Origin of the sequence: Sphingomonas sp. CFBP 13720 (assembly GCF_014842075.1) — a bacterium.
GTDB lineage: Bacteria > Pseudomonadota > Alphaproteobacteria > Sphingomonadales > Sphingomonadaceae > Sphingomonas.
Genome location: NZ_JACYVA010000002.1, coordinates 291,728 through 315,947 on the forward strand (window position 1 = coordinate 291,728; position 24,220 = coordinate 315,947).

The 24,220-nt window shown below is 66.8% G+C and carries 21 protein-coding genes, 1 tRNA gene and 2 riboswitches; of the genes, 8 read left to right on the top strand and 14 right to left on the bottom strand.

Annotated features, from left to right (window positions below; translation table 11 throughout):
• Positions 1-41 precede the first annotated feature (41 nt).
• The 3 genes from IFT55_RS06505 to IFT55_RS06515 form a co-directional block, all read right to left on the bottom strand.
• Positions 42-407: a YbaN family protein gene (locus IFT55_RS06505; protein ID WP_192090725.1), complete on the bottom strand. Its 366-nt coding sequence runs from the start codon at positions 405-407 to the stop codon at positions 42-44.
• 598 nt (positions 408-1,005) lie between these two features.
• Positions 1,006-3,228 (bottom strand): TonB-dependent siderophore receptor, encoded by a 2,223-nt coding sequence (locus IFT55_RS06510; protein ID WP_192090234.1) that lies wholly within the window; start codon positions 3,226-3,228, stop codon positions 1,006-1,008.
• Between the two features lie 342 nt (positions 3,229-3,570).
• A tRNA-Gln gene (locus IFT55_RS06515) sits at positions 3,571-3,645 on the bottom strand.
• Positions 3,646-3,782: 137 nt separating this feature from the next.
• Here IFT55_RS06515 and IFT55_RS06520 point away from each other — a divergent pair.
• On the top strand, positions 3,783-4,259 hold the full coding sequence (locus IFT55_RS06520; protein ID WP_192090236.1) for a pyridoxamine 5'-phosphate oxidase family protein: 477 nt from the start codon (positions 3,783-3,785) through the stop codon (positions 4,257-4,259).
• 91 nt (positions 4,260-4,350) lie between these two features.
• Here IFT55_RS06520 and IFT55_RS06525 read toward each other — a convergent pair whose 3' ends face one another.
• The gene (locus tag IFT55_RS06525; protein WP_192090238.1) at positions 4,351-5,583 is read right to left on the bottom strand and encodes a polyhydroxyalkanoate depolymerase; all 1,233 of its coding nucleotides are present in this window, start codon (positions 5,581-5,583) and stop codon (positions 4,351-4,353) included.
• Positions 5,584-5,767: 184 nt separating this feature from the next.
• Here IFT55_RS06525 and IFT55_RS06530 point away from each other — a divergent pair, with 184 nt between their 5' ends.
• A complete protein-coding gene (locus tag IFT55_RS06530) occupies positions 5,768-7,546 on the top strand; it encodes an ABC transporter transmembrane domain-containing protein (RefSeq protein WP_192090240.1) in 1,779 nt (592 codons plus the stop codon).
• Positions 7,547-7,639: 93 nt separating this feature from the next.
• Here IFT55_RS06530 and IFT55_RS06535 read toward each other — a convergent pair whose 3' ends face one another.
• Positions 7,640-9,889, bottom strand: coding sequence for a ribonuclease R family protein (locus tag IFT55_RS06535; RefSeq protein WP_192090242.1), 2,250 nt, complete (start codon positions 9,887-9,889; stop codon positions 7,640-7,642).
• A gap of 113 nt (positions 9,890-10,002) precedes the next feature.
• Between IFT55_RS06535 and IFT55_RS06540 the strand changes: the two genes are divergently transcribed.
• Positions 10,003-10,461: a DUF3597 domain-containing protein gene (locus IFT55_RS06540; RefSeq protein WP_192090244.1), complete on the top strand. Its 459-nt coding sequence runs from the start codon at positions 10,003-10,005 to the stop codon at positions 10,459-10,461.
• A 231-nt stretch (positions 10,462-10,692) separates the two neighbouring features.
• Here IFT55_RS06540 and IFT55_RS06545 read toward each other — a convergent pair whose 3' ends face one another.
• A complete protein-coding gene (locus IFT55_RS06545; RefSeq protein ID WP_192090246.1) occupies positions 10,693-12,225 on the bottom strand; it encodes an aminoacyl--tRNA ligase-related protein in 1,533 nt (510 codons plus the stop codon).
• A 176-nt stretch (positions 12,226-12,401) separates the two neighbouring features.
• Between IFT55_RS06545 and IFT55_RS06550 the strand changes: the two genes are divergently transcribed.
• Positions 12,402-13,298 (top strand): DMT family transporter, encoded by an 897-nt coding sequence (locus IFT55_RS06550; protein ID WP_192090247.1) that lies wholly within the window; start codon positions 12,402-12,404, stop codon positions 13,296-13,298.
• Positions 13,299-13,585: 287 nt separating this feature from the next.
• On the opposite strand, the gene IFT55_RS06555 is transcribed toward IFT55_RS06550, so the two are convergent.
• From IFT55_RS06555 to IFT55_RS06585, 7 genes are all read right to left on the bottom strand, one after another.
• Positions 13,586-14,443, bottom strand: coding sequence for a formate/nitrite transporter family protein (locus IFT55_RS06555; protein ID WP_192090249.1), 858 nt, complete (start codon positions 14,441-14,443; stop codon positions 13,586-13,588).
• Positions 14,444-14,483: 40 nt separating this feature from the next.
• Entirely contained in the window at positions 14,484-14,993 is a 510-nt protein-coding gene (locus IFT55_RS06560; protein ID WP_192090251.1) for a CcdC protein domain-containing protein, read from the bottom strand.
• Between the two features lie 43 nt (positions 14,994-15,036).
• Complete coding sequence (gcvPB, locus tag IFT55_RS06565) at positions 15,037-16,614, bottom strand: aminomethyl-transferring glycine dehydrogenase subunit GcvPB (protein ID WP_192090253.1); 1,578 nt, start codon at positions 16,612-16,614, stop codon at positions 15,037-15,039.
• Positions 16,611-17,969 (bottom strand): aminomethyl-transferring glycine dehydrogenase subunit GcvPA, encoded by a 1,359-nt coding sequence (gcvPA, locus tag IFT55_RS06570; RefSeq protein WP_192090255.1) that lies wholly within the window; start codon positions 17,967-17,969, stop codon positions 16,611-16,613. The genes gcvPB and gcvPA overlap by 4 nt, the downstream gene beginning before the upstream one ends.
• A gap of 159 nt (positions 17,970-18,128) precedes the next feature.
• On the bottom strand, positions 18,129-18,500 hold the full coding sequence (gene gcvH / locus IFT55_RS06575; RefSeq protein WP_192090257.1) for a glycine cleavage system protein GcvH: 372 nt from the start codon (positions 18,498-18,500) through the stop codon (positions 18,129-18,131).
• 17 nt (positions 18,501-18,517) lie between these two features.
• On the bottom strand, positions 18,518-19,714 hold the full coding sequence (gene gcvT / locus IFT55_RS06580) for a glycine cleavage system aminomethyltransferase GcvT (protein WP_192090259.1): 1,197 nt from the start codon (positions 19,712-19,714) through the stop codon (positions 18,518-18,520).
• Positions 19,715-19,773: 59 nt separating this feature from the next.
• Positions 19,774-19,889: riboswitch (glycine riboswitch) on the bottom strand.
• Positions 19,890-19,978: riboswitch (glycine riboswitch) on the bottom strand. It lies immediately after the preceding riboswitch.
• A 147-nt stretch (positions 19,979-20,125) separates the two neighbouring features.
• Entirely contained in the window at positions 20,126-20,737 is a 612-nt protein-coding gene (locus IFT55_RS06585) for a hypothetical protein (RefSeq protein WP_192090727.1), read from the bottom strand.
• A gap of 143 nt (positions 20,738-20,880) precedes the next feature.
• Here IFT55_RS06585 and ispH point away from each other — a divergent pair, with 143 nt between their 5' ends.
• From ispH to IFT55_RS06605, 4 genes are read left to right on the top strand one after another with little or no spacing between them, the layout of a single operon-like run.
• Positions 20,881-21,858, top strand: a complete 978-nt coding sequence (ispH, locus tag IFT55_RS06590) for a 4-hydroxy-3-methylbut-2-enyl diphosphate reductase (protein WP_192090261.1) — start codon at positions 20,881-20,883, stop codon at positions 21,856-21,858.
• 1 nt (position 21,859) lies between these two features.
• Complete coding sequence (gene thrB / locus IFT55_RS06595; protein WP_192090263.1) at positions 21,860-22,813, top strand: homoserine kinase; 954 nt, start codon at positions 21,860-21,862, stop codon at positions 22,811-22,813.
• On the top strand, positions 22,810-23,283 hold the full coding sequence (rnhA, locus tag IFT55_RS06600) for a ribonuclease HI (RefSeq protein WP_192090265.1): 474 nt from the start codon (positions 22,810-22,812) through the stop codon (positions 23,281-23,283). The genes thrB and rnhA overlap by 4 nt, the downstream gene beginning before the upstream one ends.
• Positions 23,280-23,945 (top strand): spermidine synthase, encoded by a 666-nt coding sequence (locus tag IFT55_RS06605; protein WP_192090267.1) that lies wholly within the window; start codon positions 23,280-23,282, stop codon positions 23,943-23,945. Before rnhA ends, IFT55_RS06605 begins: the two co-directional genes overlap by 4 nt.
• 128 nt (positions 23,946-24,073) lie before the next feature.
• Here IFT55_RS06605 and IFT55_RS06610 read toward each other — a convergent pair whose 3' ends face one another.
• Positions 24,074-24,217: a hypothetical protein gene (locus IFT55_RS06610; protein ID WP_192090786.1), complete on the bottom strand. Its 144-nt coding sequence runs from the start codon at positions 24,215-24,217 to the stop codon at positions 24,074-24,076.
• Positions 24,218-24,220 lie beyond the last annotated feature (3 nt).

Genomic DNA, 24,220 nt, shown 5'->3' on the forward strand with positions numbered 1-24,220 from the left:
CGCAGCTCCGCGCGGAACGCCGGGCCGGAACGACGGGCGCCCTATCGCGGGATCGTCGGCCGGCGGACGATGTACAGCGCGCTTAACGCCATCGGCAGCGCGACGATCAGCGCAATGCCGATCGGCGGTCGCGCCATGAACAGGAAAAGTCCGTAACCGGCCGCGATGCCGCCGCACGCCATCCGCTTCGCGCCGGGTCCAATCGCGCCATCGTTGCGCCACGCGCGCAGCGTCGGGCCGAAACGGGGGTGGTCGAGCAGCCACGCCTCCAGACGCGGCGACGACCGCGCGAAGCATGCGGCGGCCCCGATCAGGAAGATCGTCGTAGGCATCAGCGGCAGCAGTGCACCGACGATGCCCAGCGCGACGCACAGCACGCCCAGCGCGAGCCAGCCGATGCGCATCATCCGTCCGATCGGGTCGCGCGGGGCCGGATCGGGCAAGACGGACAAATGCGAACCTTTCTGCCTGCGCGAACGCGCCGTTTGCGCCCGCCACCCCCGCCCCCGGCGTGGCGGTGGTCGATCGCTTTGGACATAGCGGCAGCGCGGCGGAACCGATACCGCATCCGTCGGCAGGATCGATCATCCGCAGTAAATTGGCCTCCGGTCGTCGCCCCGGACCTGTTTGAGGCTTCTGCGAAAGTCACCCGGGCGAACGTCGAAGGCCGGGGCCCAGTTGGCGGACGCTGGAAACACACCGACAAACTTTTCCGACGGGACCCCGGCCTCCGCCCGGGTACGGTCCGAGAATGGCACGCTGCAGGACTTTCGCATCGCTCTCGACCTGTTCCGCGCGTACGACGACGGGGCGGCACGGTCGATGCCATGGTGCGCGCGATGTCGGGTCGCGCGAAACATCGCCACCCTGACAAGGCGTTCCGATCGTTACGGGTGCCTCTGCTCCTGATCCGGGCGGCAATTCGAATGCGACCCGCCTCCCGCCAAACGCCCAACGGCGCACGTGCCGCCATCGACCGACAGCGATCGGGTTACGCGCCCCGCATCAAAACCGGTAATTCGCGCTGACGGTAAAACTCCGCGGACGGCCATAGCGATACTGGCTGAACGATCCGACCTGACTGAAATAGGTCTTGTCCAGAAGGTTATCGACGTTCGCCTGCACGCTGACCCGGTCGTTCACCGCCAGCCGCGTCATCAGGTTCACCAGCAGGAAGCCGCCCTGTTCGAACCGGAACGGGACCGCAGGCGTCGTGCCGGGGATGGTGCCGTCGGAATAGGCGGAACTGCGATAATTCGCGCCGCCGCCCAGTGTCAGGCCGTTCAGGACGGTCGGCAGCGTATAGGTCGTGAATGCCTTCAAAAGACGACGCGGCTGATCGGTATTGGCATCGTTACCACCCGCATCGCGCGCCCGGAACTGGCTGTAGCCGACGTTCACGTTCCAGTTGGGCAGCGGGCTTCCGGTCGCCTCGATCTCGAACCCTTCGCTGACGACGCCGTCCGCCGCGCGATAGGGCTGGAACGGAAGCCCAGTACCCGGCCGCGTGATCGGCGCGCCGTCGATCTGGCCCAGATTGTCCTGTTCGATCCGAAACAGCGCGACGGATGTCTGCAACGCCTCTCCAAAGAACGCGCTTTTCAGTCCGACCTCATATGCCTTGCCCTGCACCGGATCGAGTTGGTCGAAGTTACGGTCCTGCACGCTCTGAGGCTGAAAGATCGTCGTATAGCTGGCATAGAGCCGGTGGTTGGGCGTTAGATCGGCCAAGGCCCCGACATAGGGGATGAACACGCCGCTATCGCCATAATCGCGCGCCGTGCCGTAGGCGACACCCGTCTGCCGCCAGTTCGCGATGCGACCCCCGCCGATGACTTTCAGCCAGTCGGCGACGTTGACGCGCAGTGCACCATAATAGCCGATCTGGCGAATGCGTTCCTGTTCGACGCCCACGGTCGGCGTGTCGGAGAAGCCGGGATCGGGATAGGAATTTTCGTTCCAGTTCAAAAAGTCGCCTGCCGTCGGAAACTGGAAGAATCCCAGCGGCGGAATCTCGTTCAACGCCGCATAGGTATCGGTGTGGCGGTTGATGACGCTGTTGAGATAGCCGACCACCAGTTCGTGATCGCGGCCGAAGAGCGTCAGCTTGCCCTTCAACTGTGCGTCGTAACTGTCCTGGATGCTTTCGCCGTCGGCAGAATAGGGATTGCTGCCAAGCCCCAGTCCGGTCGCGCGATCGACATTGCCGAACAGGTACAGGATACGCGTGTATTGGGTGTTGCGCAGACGGTTGTAGTTGCCGGTCAGGCTCCAGCCGCCCCCAAAATCGTGGCGCAGCGTGGTAAAGAAGTTCTGGTTCTGCGTCGTCCACGTCGTCCAAGGCTGGGCGGTGCTCTTCGACCGATCCCATTCGGCGATGGACCCATCGCTGTAGAAGGTCGGCAGGCTGCCCCAGAACGCTCCTTTCGGTACGTTGCGCTGATGGCTGAACCCGACGCGCAACAGCGTATCGTCGGTGATGTCGCCTTCCAGCGTGCCGTACAGGACGAGTTTGCGGTTGCTGTAGAAATCGGTGAAGGCATTGCCCTCCTCGTAACGCCCGACCGCACGGACGCGCAGCGTGCCGTTGGGGACCACCGCCCCGCCCACATCGCCCGACACGCGCCACGTATCCCAGCTGCCATAGGCCGCGTTCAGATAGCCGCCCCATTCGGTACGATCGGCATGTTTGCGCACGAGGTTGATCGATGCCGACGGGTCACCGGCGCCGCTCAACAGCCCGGTCGCCCCACGCACGATCTCGACCCGTTCATAGATCGATACATCGGCGATCGTTTCGCCCCGGTCGCCGCCCAACGCCCACGCCGTCGGCACGCCGTCAATCTGCGTGTTCTGTATCTCGAAGCCGCGCGCGAAGAACGAGTTGCGGACATCGTCGCTTTCGTTGACCGCCACCCCGACGCCGTTCTCGATCACGTCGCGGACGCTGATGAGATTCTGGTCGAGGATACGCTGTGCGGTGACGATGCTGACCGACTGCGGCGTCTCGCGCACCGTCAGCCCCAGCCCGGTCGCGGTGTCGATGCGGTCAGGCAACGTGTACTGCCCACGAACGATGATCTCGTCGCTCGCGGGTGTTTCCGTCCCGACTTCGGTCGTGGCGGGCGCTTCGGCGGGCGCCGGGGCGGGCGTTGGCGCGGTGGTCTGCCCGATCGCGGGGGTCGCCAGCACCAGCAACGCACATCCCGAAAGCCACAACGTCTTCATTTCATTCCCCCGGACCTGCCGTACTGTTGGGCCGGGTAGCGATAATGCGACTGGCTTGCAATAGCAGATGGCGGATCGGGTCGCTTGGTACAGGCGCGTGCGTTTCACCGACCAATAGATGACGAAGACCCGACCAGTCGGATACCGCCAGGTTCACGCCCCGCTGTCTCGCAAAACGATTCGGATCAGACGCGCTTATCCGTCGCATGCCCCGACGATCCCGGTCCGCCGCATGCCGCCAGCGACACCGGTCCAAAACGCAGCCGAACCGCGCTACAACGCCGCCCGACATCGTCTGTCGACGAACGCCGCATCGTTGCGAGTAGAGATTTCAGGAACTACTGGCTGGGGCGGCAGGATTCGAACCTGCGCATGGCGGCACCAAAAGCCGCTGCCTTACCGCTTGGCGACGCCCCAGCATCCGCGGCGAACCGCGGCAGGAGGGACGCACTAGGGCGGTCTTTCGTGTTTCGCAATGGGGTTGGCGGCCGATGGGCGGAAACCTCCGCCCCGTGGGTCGTTATCAGGCGCGATACCATGAAGAAGGATCGACGATGCCCGACAAGACCCCGGCCGAAATCCGCGAAGAAATGTGGAAGGCCATGGCGGCCAGCCCCTATGTGATGCTCGGCACGACCACCGACGATCGTCATTTCGAACCAATGTACGCGGTGCTCGACAAGGATGCGAACAGCGAGTTCTGGTTCTATACCAAGGTCGACAATCGCGCCGCTGCCGGCGGCCCCGCCACCGTCCAGTTCATATCGAAGGGCCATGACCTGTACGCGTCGATCCGCGGCACGCTGACGCGTGAGAGCGATCCGGCGGTGATCGATCGCTATTGGTCGAACCAGGTCGAGGCGTGGTACGACGAAGGCCGCAACGATCCGTCGCTGCTGATGCTGCGGTTCGACCTAGATGATGCCGAGATCTGGGAAACCGATCATTCGCTGACGGGCAAGCTGAAGATGCTGACCGGCCAGACGATTTACGCGCGCGAATCAGGCAGCCACGCGAAGGTCGACATCTGAACCAGTGTGACCGGGCGGCATGATCGCCGCCCGGTATCGCTGCATCGCCTTGATCTGAACAGTCAGGTCCGGGGCGAATTACCACACGCCATCAGCCGTTATGCTGGCTGATCCATTCCTCCAGCACCGGTGCGATGCGGGTGCGCCATTTGGAACCGTTGAAGATGCCGTAATGGCCGACTTCGGGTGCCATGTGATACCGCTTCCGGTCTTCCGACAGTCCCGTCGCCAGCGTCAGCGCCGAGCGCGTCTGCCCCAACCCGGAAATATCGTCGCGCTCGCCCTCGATCGCGAGGATCGCGGTATCGGTGATCGCATGCGCCACGACCGGACGGCCACGATGCAGCAGCGTGCCTTCGGGCAGCGCATGCGTCTGGAACACCACGTCGATCGTCTGAAGATAGAATTCGGAGGTCATGTCGCACACCGCGCGATATTCCTCGTAGAAACGCTGCGTGGTCCCGGCACCCTCGCCGTCGCCCTGCACAAGATGCTTGAACATCTCGTAGTGCGAGATCATGTGGCTGCCGAGGTTCATGCTCATGAACCCGGCGAGTTGCAGGAACCCCGGATAGACGCGGCGTCCCGCCCCCGGATAGCTCATCGGCACGGTCGCGATGACATTCTGTTCGAACCATGCATGCGGACGCTCGGTGGCGAGAATGTTGACCGCCGTCGGCGCTTCGCGCGTATCGATCGGGCCGCCCATCATGGTCAGCGTGCGCGGACGGTTGGGATGCTGGTCCGCGCCCATCAGCGCGGTTGCGGCATAGGCCGGCACCGATGGTTGGCAGACCGCCAGCACATGCGCGCGCGCATCGCCCGTCTCCCCGATCTGTTCGAGGAACGCGACCACATAGTCGATATAGTCGTCCAGATCGAAACGACCTTCGGACAACGGCACCAGCTTCGCATCGCGCCAGTCGGTGATGTAGACGTCGGCGAACGGCAGCATGCGCTCGACGGTGCCGCGCAGCAGCGTGGCGTAATGGCCGCTCATCGGTGCGACGATCAACAGCTTGGGACTGCCCTCCACCCCGTCGCGGACGAAGCGCTTGAGCTGCCCGAACGGACGGCGCAGCACGATCTCCTCACGCACTGCGACGGTTTCGCCGTCGATCACGGTGCTGGTCAACCCGAATGCAGGCTTGCCGCGCGGTGCGGCGGCGTGGGCGAATACCGCCAGCGCCGATCCCAGAACGGGACCACCGCCGAAATAGGCGAACGGATTGCTGGGATTCTGCAGCAGTCCGGCCCCGAAATTGGCCATGGCGCTGGCACCGGCCAGCACCGAACGCTGCCACTCATATGCGTCGTACAACATATTTTTCCCCGCACCCTGCCTGAACGACCCGGGTGCTATCGAATTATAATGAATATCTAACCGCTACAACCGATCCGATAGTCTAAGTTTCCGCCTGCAACCTGCCAAATGTTCGGGTACGGAACATGTCGTCGCCCGCCGTGCGGTGGTTCCCCTTCGCGACGGTTCGCGCTAGGCGGGCGGCATGGCTGACCCGGTTCCCGCGCCCGATCGTTCGAAGATGCTGCCGGCGCTCCGGCTCGTCTGGAGTTTTACCTTCCGCTACAAGCCGCAGTTGCTGGGCGCTCTTGTGTCGCTGGTCACCGCCGCGCTGGCGACGCTGTGGATCCCGCGCACGTTCCAGCAGGTGGTCGATCACGGCTTTGCCAGCGGCGCGGACGTCAGCCGGATCGGCGGGTATTTCCAAGGGCTGCTGGGCGTCGTCGTCGTGCTGGCCTTTGCCACCGCCGGGCGCTTCTATTTCGTGTCGTGGCTGGGCGAACGCACCGTCGCCGACCTGCGCGTCGCGGTGCATCGCAACCTGCTGACGCTGTCGCCCGGCTGGTTCGAGGAGAACCGGCCGTCCGAGATCGCGTCGCGGCTGACCGCCGATACCGCGATCGTCGAAGGGATCGTCAGCACCACCGTATCGGTCGCGCTGCGCAACCTGCTGGTCGGGGTCGGCGGGGTCATCTATCTGTTCACCCTGTCGCCAAAGCTGACGGCGTATCTGGTGGTCGGCATCCCGCTGATCCTGCTGCCGATCCTGTGGCTTGGCGGGCGGGTGCGCAAATTGTCGCGGTCCAGCCAGGACCGGATCGCCGATATCGGCACCGTCGCTTCCGAAACGCTGGGGGCGATGAAGATCGTGCAGGCATTCGGGCAGGAACCGCGCGAAGGCGACCGGTTCGAAGGCGCGGTGGAACGCGGGTTCCAGACCGCACGGCTGCGCTTCGGCACGCGCGCGGTGATGACCGCGTTCGTGATCGGCATGTTGTTCGCCGCGATCACCCTCATCATGTGGGATGCGGTCAGCGACGTGGCGGCGGGGCGCACGACCGGCGGCGCGATCACCGCGTTCGTGCTCACGTCCGCGCTGGTGACCGGCGCGTTCGGCGCGTTGTTCGAAGTCTATGGCGACCTGTTGCGCGCGACAGGCGCGGCGGGCCGGCTGGCCGAACTGCTGCAACAGCGCCCGGTGATCGCGGCCCCCGCGAACCCCGTCGCACTCCCCCGGCCACCGCGCGGCGCGCTGTCGTTCGCCGACGTGTCGTTCCGCTATCCCACCCGCCCCGAACTGCTGGCGCTGGGCGACTTCTCGCTCGACATCGCGCCGGGGGAGACGGTGGCGGTGGTCGGCCCGTCGGGCGCGGGCAAATCCACGCTGTTCCAGCTCATCCAGCGTTTCTACGATCCCGAAGCCGGCCATGTCGCGGTCGACGGCATCGACGTGCGACAGGCTGACCCGGCCGAAGTGCGCGCGCGCATCGCGATGGTGCCGCAGGAAACGGTGATCTTCGCCGCGTCGGCCCGCGACAATCTGCGCTATGGCCGGTGGGACGCGACCGACGACGAATTGTGGAGCGCCGCCGAAGCCGCCAATGCCGCCGGCTTCCTGCGCGCGCTGCCCGACGGGTTCGACACCTATCTGGGCGAAGGCGGCGCACGCCTGTCGGGCGGACAGCGTCAGCGGATCGCGATCGCCCGCGCGCTGTTGCGCGACGCGCCAATCCTGTTGTTGGACGAAGCGACCTCTGCGCTCGATGCCGAAAGCGAGCGGCTGGTGCAGGACGCGCTCGACCGGCTGATGACCGACCGCACGACGCTGGTCATCGCGCACCGGCTGGCGACGGTCCGTGCGGCGGGTCGGATCATCGTGATGGATCAGGGGCGGATCGTCGAAACCGGACGCCACGCCGATCTGATCTCGCAGGGCGGTCTATACGCGCGGCTGGCGAACCTGCAGTTTCACGAGCCGGCGTAACGTCACACGCCGGACGTCTGTCGATGGCCTTGGCGTCCGGCCAGCCCGGCCCGGGCGCCCCCCGACTACGCCGCGATCAGCCGCGCGGACCGATCAGCGCTTGCGGCCCTGATGCCGGATATTGGCGGGCCGTCCGCGCCGTTTGAGCACGCGCCCCGGCTTGCTCCGGTCGCCGCGATCATGAACGCTGCCGCCGCCGGACCCCTTGCCGTCGGGCAGTTCGAACCGCAGCGCGCCGGACACCGGGTTCGCCTCCGCCAGCCGCAGCGGCAGACGCTGCCCCGACGCGAATGTATCGCCGCTGCGTTCGCCGACCAGCGTCTGCGATGCCTCGTCGAACCGGAAATACTCGCTGCCCAGATCGCGCGCGGGGACCAGCCCGTCGCCGCCGACACCCTCGACCGTTGCGAAGAAGCCGAAACTGGCCACGCCGGTGATCCGCGCTTCCATGACGGTGCCGACATGTTCGGACAGATACGCCGCGACATAGCGATCGACCGTTTCGCGCTCCGCCTCCATCGCCCGGCGTTCGAGGCCGGAGATCGCCTCGCCCACTCGTTCCATGTTCGCGGCATCGTCGGCGGGCAACGCCCCCTCGCCCAGCCCATAGCTGCCGACCAGCGAGCGATGGACGACCAGATCGGCATAGCGCCGGATCGGGGAGGTGAAGTGCGCGTAACTGCCCAGCGACAGGCCGAAATGCCCATGGTTCTGCGGGCCGTAGAACGCCTGGGTCTGCGTGCGCAGCACCTGTTCCATCACTTGCGGCCTGAAATCCGCCTCGCCGATGCGTTCCAGCACATGGTTGAACGTCGCGGGCCGGATCACCTGTCCCAGCGCGAACGGCACGTCGAAGGTTTCGAGGAAATCCTTGAGCGCGACCAGCTTTTCGCGCGTCGGGGGTTCATGGACGCGGTACATGACCGGCGCCTTCTTCGCCTCCAGCGCCTTGGCGGCGGCGACGTTGGCGGCGATCATGTAGTCCTCGATCAACCGCATCGAATCGAGCCGTTCGCGCGGCGCGACCGACAGGATGCGCCCCTTTTCATCCAGCACGATCCGCCGCTCGGGCAGGTCGAGGTCGAGCGGCTCGCGCGCCGCCCGCGCCTTCGCCAGCGCACCCCAGCACGCCCAGAGCGGCTTCAGCGCGGTTTCGACCAGTTCGGGCGCGACCTGCCCTTCGCCGGTCCCGTCGATCGCCGCCTGCGCATGTTCGTACGCGATGTTCGCCGCCACCCGGATCACCGCGCGCGTGAAGCGCCACGCCTTCAGCTTGCCGTCCTTCGCGATCGTCAGGTGACATGCCAGCGCCGCGCGATCCTGCCCGGCCTTCAGCGAACACACGTCCGCCGACAGCAGTTCGGGCAGCATCGGCACGACCCGGTCGGGGAAATACACGCTGTTGCCGCGCAGCCGCGCCGATTTGTCGAGCGCCGATCCCGGCCGGACATAGAAGGACACGTCGGCGATCGCGACGATCGCACGCCACCCGCCCGCATTCGCCGGATCGTCGTCCGCCGCCGCCCATACCGCGTCGTCGTGGTCGCGCGCATCGATCGGATCGATCGCGACGATCGGCAGGTGGCGCAGGTCTTCGCGCCCATCGCCGATCGGCAGCGCGGCGACCCGGCCCGCCTCGTCGATCACATCGTCGCCGAATATGTCGGGAATGCCATGTTTGTGGATTGCGATCAGCGAGAAGCTGCGTGCCTCGAACGGATCGCCTAGCCGTTGCGTCACCCGCGCGGTAATGCGCGGCGGCCGCCCCGCCTTTTCCGCCAGCACCAGATCGCCCGGCGCGGCCCCGCCCGCATCGGACACGATGATCTCGCGCCGTTCCTTCTTGTCGACCGACTGCAACCACAACTGGTCGCCATCCTGTCGCAGCACGCCCAGCATCTGTTCCGACGCGCGGTCGAGCTTCTTCATCGGATAGGCGGCCCAGCCGGCGCCCGCCTCCTCGGTCCGCGCGAGAATGCGGTCGCCCACGCCCAGCGCGCTGCGCCGTCCGCGTTCGCGCACCCGCACTTGCGGGGGCGGCGTCTCCGCCTCCCACCGTTCGGGCACCGCCCACACATTGCCGCCATCGTCGACGTCGGCGACGCGCAGCACCGTCACCTTGGGCAGCCCGCCCATCTTGTGGAACGCCCGGCCCGGCGCGCTGTCGATCAGCCCTTCGTCGGCCATGTCCTTCAACAATGCCTTCAGCGCGATCTTCTGCTGCGCCGACAGCCCGAACGCACGCGCGATCTCGCGCTTGCCCGCCGGCGTGTCGGACGACTGGATGAAATCGAGCACCTGCTCGCGCGTGGGAATGCCCGGGGGCGATTTGGGAAATGCCATCCTGCTTCAGATAGGATGGACCGGCGCGCAGACCAATGCCCGATCGCGCACGACGGAGCGGAACGCGTCGCCGTCCGTTACGCCCTCGATCCATTACCAGGGAACGGAAAACCATGGGCATTTTCGAACGCATCAAGACGCAGATCTTCGGCAAGGACGGCGGCCCGTTCGGCGACAACTATTTCGGGGGCAAGAAGGACACGCCCGCACCGACCCCGGCACCGACCCAGCAGCGTGCGCCCGCCCCGGCCCCGACCCAGCAGGCACCCGCCGCTCCGGCACCGGCCGCACCCGTTCCCGCCGCACCGCGCCCGGTCGATCCCAACGCCGCCATTGCCGCCATCGCCGCGTCGAAGGGCAATCCCGCGCTCAACTGGCAGACGTCGATCGTCGACCTGATGAAGCTGCTCGACCTCGATTCCAGCCTCGACAACCGCAAGGAACTGGCGACCGAACTCGGCTATACCGGCGCGAAGGACGGCAGCGCGGACATGAACCTGTGGCTGCACGCCGCGGTCATGCGCGAACTCGGCAAGTCCGGCGGACAGGTGCCCGGCAATCTGAAGGATTGACGCGGACGGGGGACGGACCCGGGCGGGGGACGGATGCGTTCCCCGTACCTATCCGGCGCCCGTCACCCCGCCCCGAAACGTCACCGCGCCCGAACGTCACCCGCCCCAAACGTCATCCCAGCGAAAGCTGGGATCGCCCAAGGCCAGAGCGCCCCCGCAACCACGGGAGACCCCGGCCTTCGCCGGGGTGACACTTGCGGCGGAACGCATCCAGCGCCCGCCGCTACATCCTCAATACGCCCGCCCGACCAACACCCGCTCCACTGCCGGTTCCCCGGTAAACACGCACGGCCCGTCGTCACACCCCGTCTGCCCGTTCGGCGCATTGCGGATCGTCAGCTTTAGGGCCTTCAGCCGCTCGACCACCTTGTCGAGCGCCGCGCCGGTCGGCTTGGACCAGCGCACATCGACCCAGCCCGGATTCTTCTCGCCCGCCGCGAAGCGCGCCTCAACCCCTGCCCAGTCGTCCACCGGCACGATGTTCGCGCGCAGCTTTTCGGTCGATTGCGCCAGCAGCGTCGCCTGCACATCCTCCAGCGTCGCTCCGACCGCCGCGACGAAGTCGCCGCGTGCCACGACATTGCTGTCGAGCTTGCCGTCGGCGCGGTACAGCCGGTCGCGCCGCACGACCGACACGTTGCCGCCCGCCATGTCGCGCCCGCCGACCTCGACGATCAGCGGCGCGCCCTTCTTGACCCATCCCCAGCGCTTGGTCGCCGCCTTGGAGGGTTTCAGGTCGAGCAACGCGCGCACCGGTTCGCCCAGCGCCGACTGTTTCGCCAGATCGCGCTGCAATTCGCGGCAATAGGCGATCAGCGGCTCGTCTTCCGGCGCATCGCGCAGCATCGGCACGATCACCACCTGCCACGGCGCGATCGCGGGCGGCACGCGCAGCCCGTCATCGTCGCCATGGACCATGATGACGCCGCCGATCATACGCGTCGACACACCCCAGCTGGTCGTGTTCGCCAACTCGAACTGCCCTTCCGAATTCTGGAAACGGATATTCTGCGCGCTGGCGAAATTGGTGCCCAGAAAATGCGACGTACCCGCCTGCAACGCCTTGCCGTCCTGCATCATCGCTTCGATGCTGTAGGTCGCGACCGCGCCCGGAAACCGTTCGTTCTCGGGCTTTTCACCCGCGATCACGTGCAGCCCCAGACAGGTTTCGGCAAATTCGCGATATACTTCGAGCATGCGCAGCGTTTCCTCGCGCGCCTCGCCCGCCGTGGCATGGGCGGTATGCCCCTCCTGCCACAGGAATTCGGCGGTGCGCAGGAACATCCGCGTCCGCATTTCCCACCGCACGACATTGGCCCACTGGTTGATGAGCACCGGCAGGTCGCGCCACGACTGGACCCAGCGGGCAAAGGCGGTGCCGATCACCGTCTCGCTCGTCGGCCGTACGACCAGCGGCTCCTCCAGCTTCGCTTCGGGATCGGGCATCAGCCCGCCCTTGCCGTCCGCGATCAGCCGGTGATGCGTGACGACCGCCATCTCCTTGGCGAACCCGTCGACGTGCTCCGCCTCTTTCTCGAAATAGCTCAAGGGGATGAACAGCGGGAAATAGCAGTTCTCGTGCCCCGTCGCCTTGATCCGGTCGTCCAGCAGCCGCTGGATACGTTCCCAGATGCCATAGCCCCATGGCCGGATGACCATGCACCCGCGCACCCCGGACTCCTCGGCCAGATCGGCCTCGGCGATGACGGCTTGATACCATGCCGCGAAATCCTGTTCGCGCGTGACGTTGAGAGCGTGCTTCATGCGCCGGGCGATAGCCGGAAACGGCGGGCCAAGTATAGTCATCCACCACGCACCATCCCGCCGCCGATGCGCAGGCCGGGCGAGGTCCTTACACCGGGTGGACCACCGCCGCCCGGCCTCCGTCTCCAGTCACCAAGCCGGTTGTGCAGCGCAGCATCCGGGCCTAAGTCCTTGCCATGCCCGGAGACCGCGTCCTCAGGGGGCTGGCGCTGCGCCTGCTCGCGATATTCTTCCTGTCCACCATGTCGGCGCTGGTCAAACTCGCGGAGACGCGGGGCGCGTTGCTGCCCGAAACCATGTTCTATCGACAGTTGTGCGCGCTGCCGGTCGTGCTCGCGTTCGTCATGGCGGGGCCGGGGCTGCGCTCGCTTCGCACCACACGGTTCACGCGCCACCTGACGCGATCGATGGTCGGGCTGGTCGGCATGGTCTTCACCTTCGGCGCAGTGCTGCTGCTGCCGCTGGCGGAGGCGACGACGTTCCAGTTCACCGTGCCGATCTTCGCCACCATCCTCGGCGCGCTGGTGCTGCGCGAGGCGACGGGATGGCAACGCTGGGGCGCGGTGCTGGTCGGGTTCGTCGGCGTGCTGGTGGTGGTCCAGCCCGGCAGCGCCCACATCCCGCTGTTCGGGGCGTTCGTCGGACTGACGGCGGCGCTGTTCGTCGCGCTGGTCGCCATCGCGCTGCGCCAGTTGCGCGACGAACCGGCGGGGACCACCGTCTTCTGGTTCTCGGTCCTGACCCTGCCGTTCATAGCCATCGGCTATGCGTTCAATCTGCGCAGCCATGACTGGCTGACATGGGTCAACCTGATCGCGATCGGGGTCGTCGGCGGCATGGGCCAGATCGCGCTGACCGCCGCATCGCGCCACGCCCCGGTCGCGGCAGTGGTCCCGATGGACTATTCGGGCCTCGTCTGGGCCACGCTGTACGGTTTCTTGCTGTTCGGGGTCCTGCCGACGCCGATGACGTGGGTCGGGGCACCGATCATCATCGCCAGTGGGCTGTTCATCGTGTGGCGCGAACACCGGCTGGGGCGACAGCGGGTGCGAAGCGCGGTCGAGGAAGACTGAGCTTTCCTACACGGTCCCGGGACCACCGCGCCCGCCGCTCTTTCGCATCGCCGACCCACCGATGGCCGTCGCACGCCACCGATCGACGCGCGTGCCGTTCGCGACGCTCGAACCGATGATCCTGCATCACGCGGTGCTTTCAAAAAAAGCCGTTCGCGCAAAACCTGTGCGAGTGTGACTTTCGTGACCTTTGGACAGCCGGTCCAGCTCGCTGCCCCCTCCCCGGCGGTCAGCACCACATTTCGCACCAACTGCGCGCGAGTGTGACTTTCGTGACCTTTGACCGGTCAGTCCGGCTCGATCTCGCCCCGCACCTGCGCATGCGCCAGCAGCGCGAACAGCACGCTGCCGCCGACGATATTGCCCGCCAGCACCGGAAAGAAGAACGAAAGCGCCTGCCCCGCGCCGATGTCCCCGTGCAGCAACAGGATCCACATCTCCGCCGCGCCCGCCACGACATGCGCGAAACCGCCCAGATCGATCAGCCCGGTCAGCAATACGATCAGCGTGATCTTCTGCCCCTCGGTACTCGGCAAGGTCCACACGACGCTCGCCAGCAGGATGCCCGACGGGATGCCCGCCAGAAACCCTTCGCGCCCGACGTGATGCAGGATCGACCCGCTGACCTCGACCAGTTCGGCCGCCGTTTCGCCGCCGAACCCGCCCAGCATCGCGAACCCGGCAAAGGCGAACGTCCCGACCAGATTCGCCCCCAGCACTAGCACCCATAGCCGCAGCGTCCGGCGCAGATTGTACCAGGTCAGATCGGTCGCCAGCGGCAGCACCGCCGACAGCGTGCTTTCGGTGAACAACTGCATCCGGCCAAGGATCACGACGACGAAGCCGATCGAATAGCCCAGCGCCTGCAACAGCGGCGTCCACGCGCCGCTCGGCACCGACGTCTCCATCACCGCCTTGCCCAGCAGCGACAGGCCGATGACGATCCCGGCGGTGATGCCCGACCACACCAGCGATGCCGCCGGACGTTCGAGTTCCTCGATCCCCTGTCGCCGCACGACTTCGTGGACGATCAGCGCCGACGCGGCGCGGCGATCGTTGACGACGGCTTCCTGCTCGTCGTCCAGCGGAACCTTGCGCTCTTCGGCGTCGATGGCGGCGGCGTCCTGCCGGTCGGGTTCGGTCATGCCGTTCACGAACCGGCGGGCGCGGCGGGTGTTCCCTCGGTCAGCCGCGCGCCGCCGCCAGCAACCGTTTCGCCCGGACGAACATCTCGACCCGCTGCGCCACGATCACGCCCCACGCCAGCGCGATCATCGCGTCGGTCAGCGTCGCGGCGTTCAGGTGCAGCATGCTCGCGCCGCCATGCGCCATCGCCTGTTTCACGGCCACCCGCACCACCACGATGGCAAGGATGAACAGCAATGCGGCGGGCGACGGACGATGGTTCAGCCGGTGCGTTACCGGATCGACCTCGATCCGCATCAACCGCCCGCGCTGCCACCCCAGCAACAACCCGACGCCCAACGCGACCACGCACAACAGCCAGCCCCATCCGACCGGCGGCATAGTCACGTACATCGTACCCGCCAGCGCGGTGAACAACAGCGGCAGGATCCACATCGTCTCCAGCCGCAACCGCCGCATCTTCTGTCCGCGCCACCAGCGCAGTGCGACGACCAGCATCACGATGCCGATCGGCATCAGCGTCGGCACCAGCCCGTTCGATCCGCTCATACCCACCCCCCGCCCCGCGCACGAACGCCGGGCGGGGTTCGCCTTATTCCGCCGCCTCGGCCACTGGCGCAACCGGTTCCTTCCACGCCAGCACCGGCCGGCGCGCGGCCAGCGTTTCGTCCAGCCGACGACGCGGGGCGAAGTGCGGCGCGGACTTCAGCGCGGCATCGCCGGCCTTGGCCCGCTCCGCCACCGCCGCGAACGCGCCGATGAACTGGTCGAGCGCCGCCTTGCTCTCGGTCTCGGTCGGCTCGACCAGCATCGCGCCGTGCACGACCAGCGGGAAATACACCGTCATCGGGTGATATCCCTCGTCGATCAGTCCCTTGGCGATGTCCAGCGTCGAGAAACCATCGGCAAGGTTGCTGTCGCTGAACAGCGCCTCGTGCATGCACGGCCCGCTGGCGCCGAACGGCGCATCCAGCACGGTGTCGAGGCTGCGCAGCACGTAATTGGCGTTCAACACCGCGTCTTCGGCGACCTGCCGCAACCCGTCCGCCCCGTGGCTCAGGATGTACGACAGCGCCCGCGTGAACATGCCCATCTGGCCGTGGAACGCCACCATCCGGCCAAAGCTGTCGGCATGATGGTCGCCCGCCGTCTCTTCCTCGACCAGCACGAACTTTCCGTCCTGCCGCTCGACGAACGGCAGTGGCGCGAACGGGGTCAGCGCCTTGCTGAACACCACCGGTCCCGACCCCGGTCCGCCGCCGCCATGCGGGGTGGAAAAGGTCTTGTGCAGGTTGATGTGCATCGCATCGATGCCAAGGTCGCCGGGACGCACCCGACCGACGATCGCGTTGAAATTGGCCCCGTCGCAATAGACATAGCCGCCCGCCGCATGGACCGCGTCGGAAATTTCCTTCAGGTCGCGCTCGAACAGGCCGCACGTATTCGGGTTGGTGATCATCACGCCCGCAACGTCGGGTCCCAGCCGGTCCTTGAGCGCCTGCGTATCGACGCGGCCCTCGGCGGTCGCCGGAATATCCTCGACCTTGAATCCGGCGAAGGCGGCAGTGGCGGGGTTGGTGCCGTGCGCACTTTCGGGGACGAGGATGATCTTGCGATGCCCCTCGCCACGCTTCTCCAGCGCCGCCTTGATCGCGAGGATGCCGCACAATTCGCCGTGCGCGCCGGCCTTGGGCGACATGGCGACCGAGTCCATGTTGGTCAGCGTGACCAGCCAGTGCGCCAGCTGATGGATCAGCTCCAGCGCGCCCTGCGTCGTGTCGACCGGGGCCAGCGGATGCAGGTCGGCGAACCCCGGAAGCCGCGCCATCCGCTCGTTCAGCCGCGGATTATGCTTCATCGTGCAACTGCCCAGCGGGAACAGCCCCAGGTCGATCGCATAATTCTGCCGCGACAGACGGGTATAGTGGCGCACCGTTTCCGGCTCCGACAGGCCGGGCAGGCCGATCGCGCCGCTGCGGGCATGCCGCCCCAGCCGCGACGGCAGGTCGGGTCCGGCATCGATATCGACGCCGGTCGTCTCGCCCGATCCGATCTCGAAGATCAGCGCCTCGTCCAGCATCAGCGCGCGGTTGCCGGTGAAGGTCGGCATCACTCCGCTGGTCGTCGCATCGCCCATTTCGGGCTTCCAGCCGCTCTGGTTCACGCTCATGCCAATACCTCCGTCAGCGCCGTCGCCAGCGCTTCGATATCCTCGTCGGTCACCGTTTCGGTCACCGCCACGACCAGTCCGTTCGCCAGCCCCGCTTCGGTCGGATACAACCGCCCGAGCGACACGCCCGCCAGCACGCCGCGCTCCGCCAGTTCGCGCACCACCGGCCGCGCCTCGATCGGCAGTTTCAGCGTGAATTCGTTGAAGAACACGTCGTTGACCAGCGTGACGCCGGGCACCTGCGCCAGCCGGTCGGCCGCCGCGCATGCCTTGGCATGATTGACCGCCGCCAGTTGCCGCAGCCCCTTTTCCCCCAGCAGAGTCAGGTGGATCGAGAAGGCGAGCGCACACAGCCCCGAATTGGTGCAGATGTTCGACGTCGCCTTTTCGCGCCGGATATGCTGTTCGCGGGTCGACAGCGTCAGAACGAAACCGCGCTTGCCCGACGCGTCCACCGTCTCGCCGCACAGCCGGCCCGGCATCTGGCGCACCAGCTTTTCCGAACAGGCGAACAGTCCGACATACGGCCCTCCGAACTGCAACCCGACGCCCAGCGCCTGTCCTTCGCCCACCACGATATCCGCGCCCAGATTGCCCGGTGCCTCGATCGCGCCCAGCGCCACCGGCTCGGTCACCACCGCGATCAACAGCGCCTTGGCGGCATGCGCCGCGTCGGCGATGCGCTTCAGGTCGGGGATGCGGCCGAGGATGTCGGGATATTGCACCACGACGCACGACGTATCGCCGTCGATCGCCGCGATGATCGCATCGTCGTCGGTCGCCGCGTCCAGCGTCGGGACCGATGTCGCCAGCACGTCGCCGGTGAACTTCGCCATCGTCTGCGCGACCGACACGTAATGGGGATGCACGCCGTCCGAAAACACCGCCTTCGCCTTGCGCGTCACCCGCCGCGCCATCGTCACCGCTTCCCAGCACGCGGTCGATCCGTCGTACATCGATGCGTTGGCGACGTCGCATCCCAGCAGCCGCGCGACCTGGCTCTGGAATTCGAACAGCATCTGCAACGTGCCCTGCGCGATCTCCGGCTGGTACGGCGTATAGGCCGTCAGATACTCGCCGCGCTGGATCAGGTGATCGACGCTGGCGGGCACGTGATGGCGATAGGCACCGCATCCGAGGAAGAACGGCACCGACCCCGCCGCGACGTTCTTTGCCGCCAGCGCCGACAGATGCCGCTCGACGCTCAGTTCGCTGGCGTGATTCGGCAGCCCGGCGACCGGTCCGTCGAGCCGCGCGGATTCGGGCACGTCCACGAACAGGTCGTCGATCGTGTCGGCACCGATCGTGGCCAGCATCGCGCTGCGGTCGGTCGGGGTCAAAGGCAGATAGCGCATGGTGATCCTTGTTGGTCGCCGGGCGGGTATGGCGACCGCGTCACCGACCCGGCAAAGGCCGGAACGATGGACGCGGTCGATATCGGTGAGCCGGACCGGCCCGCTACCGTGTATTCCGGGTTCCGCCGGGGCGGCGGCAGCCGGAGTCTGAAGGTAAGGTCAAAGCTTGGCGACGTAGGCCGCGTATTTGTCCTCATCCATCAGCTCTTCCAGCTCGCTCTCGTCGCGCAGCGTCAGCTTGAAGAACCATCCGTCACCCTCGGGGTCTTCGTTGACCAGACCGGGATTGTCGGACAGCGCGGCATTGCCCTCGAACACGGTGCCCGACGCGGGCGTGTACACGTCCGACGCCGCCTTGACCGATTCGACCACGGCCGCCTCGTCGCCCTTGGTCAGATCACGCCCTTCGATCGGCACGTCGACGAATACGATGTCGCCCAGCTGGCTCTGCGCATATTCGGTGATGCCGACCGTGGCGACGTCGCCGTCGATCTCGATCCATTCATGTTCTTGCGTGAAATAGCGGCTCATGGGGACGCTCCCTGTTTTTAGCGGACGTAACGGTGGGGGACGAACGGCATCGGCACCACACGCGCCGGATGCCGCTTGCCACGCTGGAGCAGGGTCACGACCCCGCCCTGTGCCAGCGCGGGCGGAAGATAGGCCATGGCGATCGGCAGTTGTACGCTCGGGCCGAACCCGCCCGACGTGACATGGCCGACGACCGTACCGGCATCGTCGATTACCTCGGCACCCTCGCGCACCGGCTGGCGACCCTCGACGATCAGTCCGACCCGCTTCAGCGCGGGACCGTCGCGACGTTCGGCAAGGATGCGCTCGGCACCCGGAAAGCCGCCTTCCTCGCGACGCCGCTTCGACAGCGCGAAGCCCAGATCAGCGGCGACCGGCGTGATGTCGGGGCTGAGGTCATGGCCGTACAGCGGCAATCCCGCCTCCAGCCGCAGCGAATCGCGTGCGCCCAGCCCGATCGGCTTTACCTCAGGTTCGGCGGTGATCGCATCGGCGAAGTCGGCGGCGGCCTCTTCGGGCAGCGAAATCTCGAACCCGTCCTCGCCGGTATAGCCCGAACGGCTGATCCACAGCGCATGGCCCTGCCATGCGAACGCACCGGCGGTCATGAAGGTCAGCGCGGCGACGCCGGGCACGATCCGGTCGAGCGCGTCGACCGCCTTCGGCCCCTGCACCGCCAGCAACGCCCGATCGTCCAGATGGTTGAGCGTGATCGCATCGGGCAGATGTTCGCGCAGATGCCCGATATCGTCATATTTGGTCGCGCCGTTGACGACCATATAGAATGCCGCGCCCTCCGCCTCGCCGAACGGCTGCGAGTCGCCCAGCCGCGTGACCATCAGATCGTCGAGGATGCCGCCATTGTCGTCCAGCAGCAGCGAATAGCGCATCTTCGCGGACTTCAGGATCGCGAGGTCGCCCGGCAGCAACGCCTCCAGCGCGGCCACCGCATCGGTGCCGTGGATCAGCAACTGGCCCATATGGCTGACGTCGAACAACCCGGCGCTCTCGCGCGTCCACAGATGTTCGGCCATGATGCCTTCATACTGGACCGGCATCGTATAGCCCGCGAACGGGACCATCCGCCCGCCATGCGCGCGATGCCACGCGTCGAGCGGCAGCACCTGCGGCGGCAGTTCCTCGACCGGATCGGTGCCGTCGGCGCGCAGTTCGTGGGCCGGATCGGCAAGAATGTCGGGGGCGGTCTCGCGCATCGGGGAGGCTCCTTCGTGATGGGTCAAACGACGCCGTCCGGCAAAAGTGCCGGCCGTATGTCGCCCCCTCTGTCACGGAACCTGAGAGCTTTCACGTGCCGACCGATGGCCGGCATCGCTTACCCCTTCGGTGGTCCGGCCGTTTTCGGCCCGGACGCTTTCCAGAGTGTCGGTCAGCCCTTGCGCGGTCCCTGTTGCCTGAGAGATTCCGGGGCGGTTGCTCCTTCGGCGGCGGACGGGTCCGCGCTCTCCCGCGCATGGCGTCGGCTCAAAGCCTTCGACACGTCAAGCTCTGGCTCGGGGTCATGGATTAGTCAACGGGCAAAGCGGGGCACCGTCCGATTCCGCGCAGCAGGACGCCCACCCCGCTTCAAGCGATGCCAGCCTGCGCTGGCAAGACGAACGCAGGCCTTATCGCGTGACGTTGTACTTCAACTGGTCGTCGGTCAGCTGGAACCCGACCATCGCCTCGAACGTGGCGGCGAGCACCGCCTGGCGCACTGCCGGATCGGACAGCGGATCGACGGCGGCGTCCTGATCGCCCGCCTTGCGCCGACGCGTGATCTGCTCGCGCGTCTCGCGCGGCAGCGTCGCGGCCGAACGATCGACGATCGCGGTCCCCTGCCCCTGTGCCGACGCGCGCGCCGCCCCCGCCGGGAAGTCCAGCGTCACCTGACCGATGCGCTTCGATACGATCTGCGTCCCGCCGCGCACGACGGTGATAAAATAGGGCAGCGTCACCTGCCGCGCCGCATCGGTGCGCACGCGCCGCGCCTGCACGTCGAAGCTGATCGTGCTGGTCAGCACGTCGCTGCCCTCGACACAGTTCGCGCGGACGTTGGTCAGCGTGGCAGTGACGTCGATCGCGCTGGCCTCGCGGCTGCCCGCCGGATCGAACAGCGTGATGTCGCCGGTCCCCGCCGGCACGCCTGCCACCGGGCAGGCGGATCGCACCGCCGAAATGCCGACGCCCTGCGTCACGTCCAGTTCGCCGGTGCGCTGACAACCGCCCAAAGCGAGCATGGCGACGAGGGCGATGGCGGCGTTTTGGCGGAGGGTCACGGGAACACGATACCTTATGCACGGGTGCGACGAAGCCGCGCCTCCTGTCGCCGCTTCATAGGAACCGGCTTTCGCGCGTGCAAGCAATCGCGTAACAGCCGGCCATGACCTTCGGCACGCCACAGTCCGCTGACTCCGCCCCCCGCCGCGCGATCGACCTGCTCATCGCCGCCCCGCGCGGCTTTTGCGCGGGCGTCGATCGCGCGATCCAGATCGTCGAGCTGGCGATCCAGAAACACGGCGCACCCGTCTTCGTCCGGCACGAGATCGTCCACAACAAGTTCGTGGTCGATTCGCTGCGGGCAAAGGGCGCGGTGTTCGTCGAGGAACTGGATCAGGTGCCCGACGGCGTGCCCGTCGTCTTTTCCGCGCACGGCGTCCCCAAATCGGTCCCCGCCGCCGCGACGTCGCGCGGGCTGGACTATCTCGACGCCACCTGCCCACTGGTGTCGAAGGTGCATCGCCAGGCCGAACGGCTGGTCGCGTCGGGCCACCACATCCTGTTCGTCGGCCATGCCGGCCACCCCGAAGTGATCGGCACGTTCGGACAGGTGCCCGAAGGCGGCATGACCCTGATCGAAACGGTCGAGGACGTGCTGGCGCTGACGCCGGCCGACCCCGACAATCTGGCGTTCCTGACCCAGACGACACTGTCGGTCGATGACACGCGCGCCATCGTGGAAGCGGCGATCGCCCGCTTCCCGACCATCGTCGCGCCCAAGGCCGACGATATCTGCTACGCCACGTCGAACCGGCAGGCGGCGGTGAAGGCGATCGCGCAGCAATGCGACCTGATGCTGGTCATCGGCGCGCCCAATTCGTCCAATTCGGTCCGGCTGGTCGAGGTTGCCGAGCGTGAAGGGACCAGCGCGCGGCTGATCCAGCGCGCGACCGATCTGGACTTCGCGTGGCTCGACGGAGTCGGCACGCTGGGCATCACCGCCGGCGCGTCCGCGCCCGAGATACTGGTGCGCGAACTGGTCGATCGCATCGCCGAACGATTCGACGTGACCGAGCGCGAGGTCGAAACCACGCGTGAGACGATCGCGTTCAAACTGCCCCGCGGTCTCGAAGCCGCCTGACATGGCCGTCTATACGCAGGTTTCGGCAGAGGCGCTCGCACGCTTCCTGCAACGCTATGACGTGGGCGAACTCGTGTCGGCCAAGGGCATTGCCGAAGGGGTGGAGAACTCCAACTATCTGGTCGACACCACCCGTGGCCGCTTCATCCTGACGCTGTACGAAAAGCGGGTCGAACTGGCGGATCTGCCGTTCTTCTTCGCGATGATCGACGCGCTGGCCGACGCGGGCAATCCGGTTCCGCGCGCGCTGCCCGATGCGCAGGGCACCGTGATTCAGACGCTGGAGGGCCGCCCCGCCTGTCTGATCGAATTTCTGTCGGGCGTGTCGGTCAGTCATCCGACCCCGGCACAGGCACGCGCGGCGGGTCAGGCGCTGGGCGCGATGCACGCCACGCTGACCGGCTTCGCGCCGGTGCGCGACAATTCGATGGGGGTGGCGGCATGGCCGCGCCTGTTCGCTGACTGCGCGCCCGAACTAGACACGATCCAGCCGGGGCTGCGGCAACAGGTCGACGACGCGCTGACCGATGTGGTCGCCCGCTGGCCGCACGACCTTCGCCGCGGCGCGATCCATGCCGATCTGTTTCCCGACAACGTGCTGATGCTCGGCGACCGCGTCACCGGGCTGATCGACTTCTATTTCGCCTGTACCGATCTGATCGCCTATGATGTCGCGATCACGCATTCGGCGTGGAGCTTCGATGCGGCGGGCATGCCGCTCGACCCCGCGATCGGCCGGGCGCTGCTGGCGGGATATCGCGATCGATTCGTCCTGTCGGAGGCGGAGGTCGCGGCGTTGCCGGTGCTGGCGCAGGGCGCGTGCATCCGGTTCCTGCTGACCCGGGCATGGGACTGGATCAACACGCCCGCCGACGCGCTGGTCACGCGCAAGGACCCGTTGGCCTATTGTCGCCGGCTCGAATGGTATGCGGCGAATCCGCAGGCGTTCACATGACCGAGCCGGCCGAACTTCCCCGCGTGGAAATCGCGACCGATGGCGCGTGCAAGGGCAATCCCGGTCCGGGCGGCTGGGGCGCGGTGCTGCGCGCCGCCGACGGGCGCGAACGCGAATTGTCGGGGGCCGAATCGCCCACGACCAACAACCGGATGGAATTGATGGCGGCGATCGAGGGGCTGAACGCGCTCAAGCGCCCGTGCCGCGTGATCCTGTCGACCGACAGCCGGTATGTGATGGACGGCCTGACCAAGTGGATCAAGGGCTGGCAGAAGAACGGGTGGAGGACCGCCGCGCGCCAGCCGGTCAAGAACGCCGAATTGTGGCAGGCGCTGCTGGCCGCCGCAAAGCCGCACCGCATCGAATGGGTGTGGGTGAAGGGTCATGCCGGCCATCCCGACAACGAACGCGCCGACCGGCTGGCGAGCGACGCGGCGGTGGCCAAGTCTTCCAACAGGATTGTGTCATGATCCCCCGCATCCTGATCGATACCGCAAAGGTGCCGGGCGACGACGTCGAGCTGCGTCTGGTCAGCCATGGCAACGATTTCATGATCGTGCTCGACCGCAACGAATTGATGAGCAGCCGCATGTCGGCGTCGGAGGAGGCGCTGGCCGATCTGGGCTGCGCGCATCTGACGGGGCACAGCCGCGCACGCGTGCTGATCGGCGGGCTGGGCATGGGCTTCACGCTGCGGCGCGCGTTGAAGATCCTGCCTGCCGATGCGGAAATCGTGGTCGCCGAACTGGTGCCAAAGATCGTGGAATGGGCGCGCGGGCCGCTTGCCGGGCTGTTCGACGGCTGTCTCGACGATCCGCGCGTGACGGTCGCGATCGGCGACGTCGCGCTGGCGATCCGCGACGGCGGGTGGGACGCGATCCTGCTCGACGTCGACAACGGACCCGACGGCCTGACCCATGCGGGCAACGACCGGCTATATTCGTCGCGCGGACTCGACACCGCACGCCGGGGGATGCGGCCGGGCGGCGTACTGGCGATCTGGTCCGCCTATGCCGATGCGGTCTTCACGAAGCGGCTGCGCGAGTGCGGGTTCGCCGTGGACGAACAGATCGTCCGCGCGCGCGGAACGAAGGGCGCGAGGCACACGATCTGGCTGGCAGGGCGCGAGTAAGCCCCTCTTTCCGCGCTACCCCCTACCCTCACCCCCCCATTCCGTTCGGTTCGAGTAGCGATCGAGCGAAGTCGAGCGCGTATCGAGAACGCCTGCCCGCAGTAACCTTGGCCCCGGAACAAACGCCCCTACTCGTCGGTCCGCATCTTCACCTTGTTCGGCAGCTTCTTGCCCTTCGTCCGGCGCGACGGAAGCTGCACCGGATTCTTCTTTTTCCAGTCGCCCCAGCGCTTCGGGCCTTCGGGCGTTTCGATGATCGTGTCGTCGTCCATCAT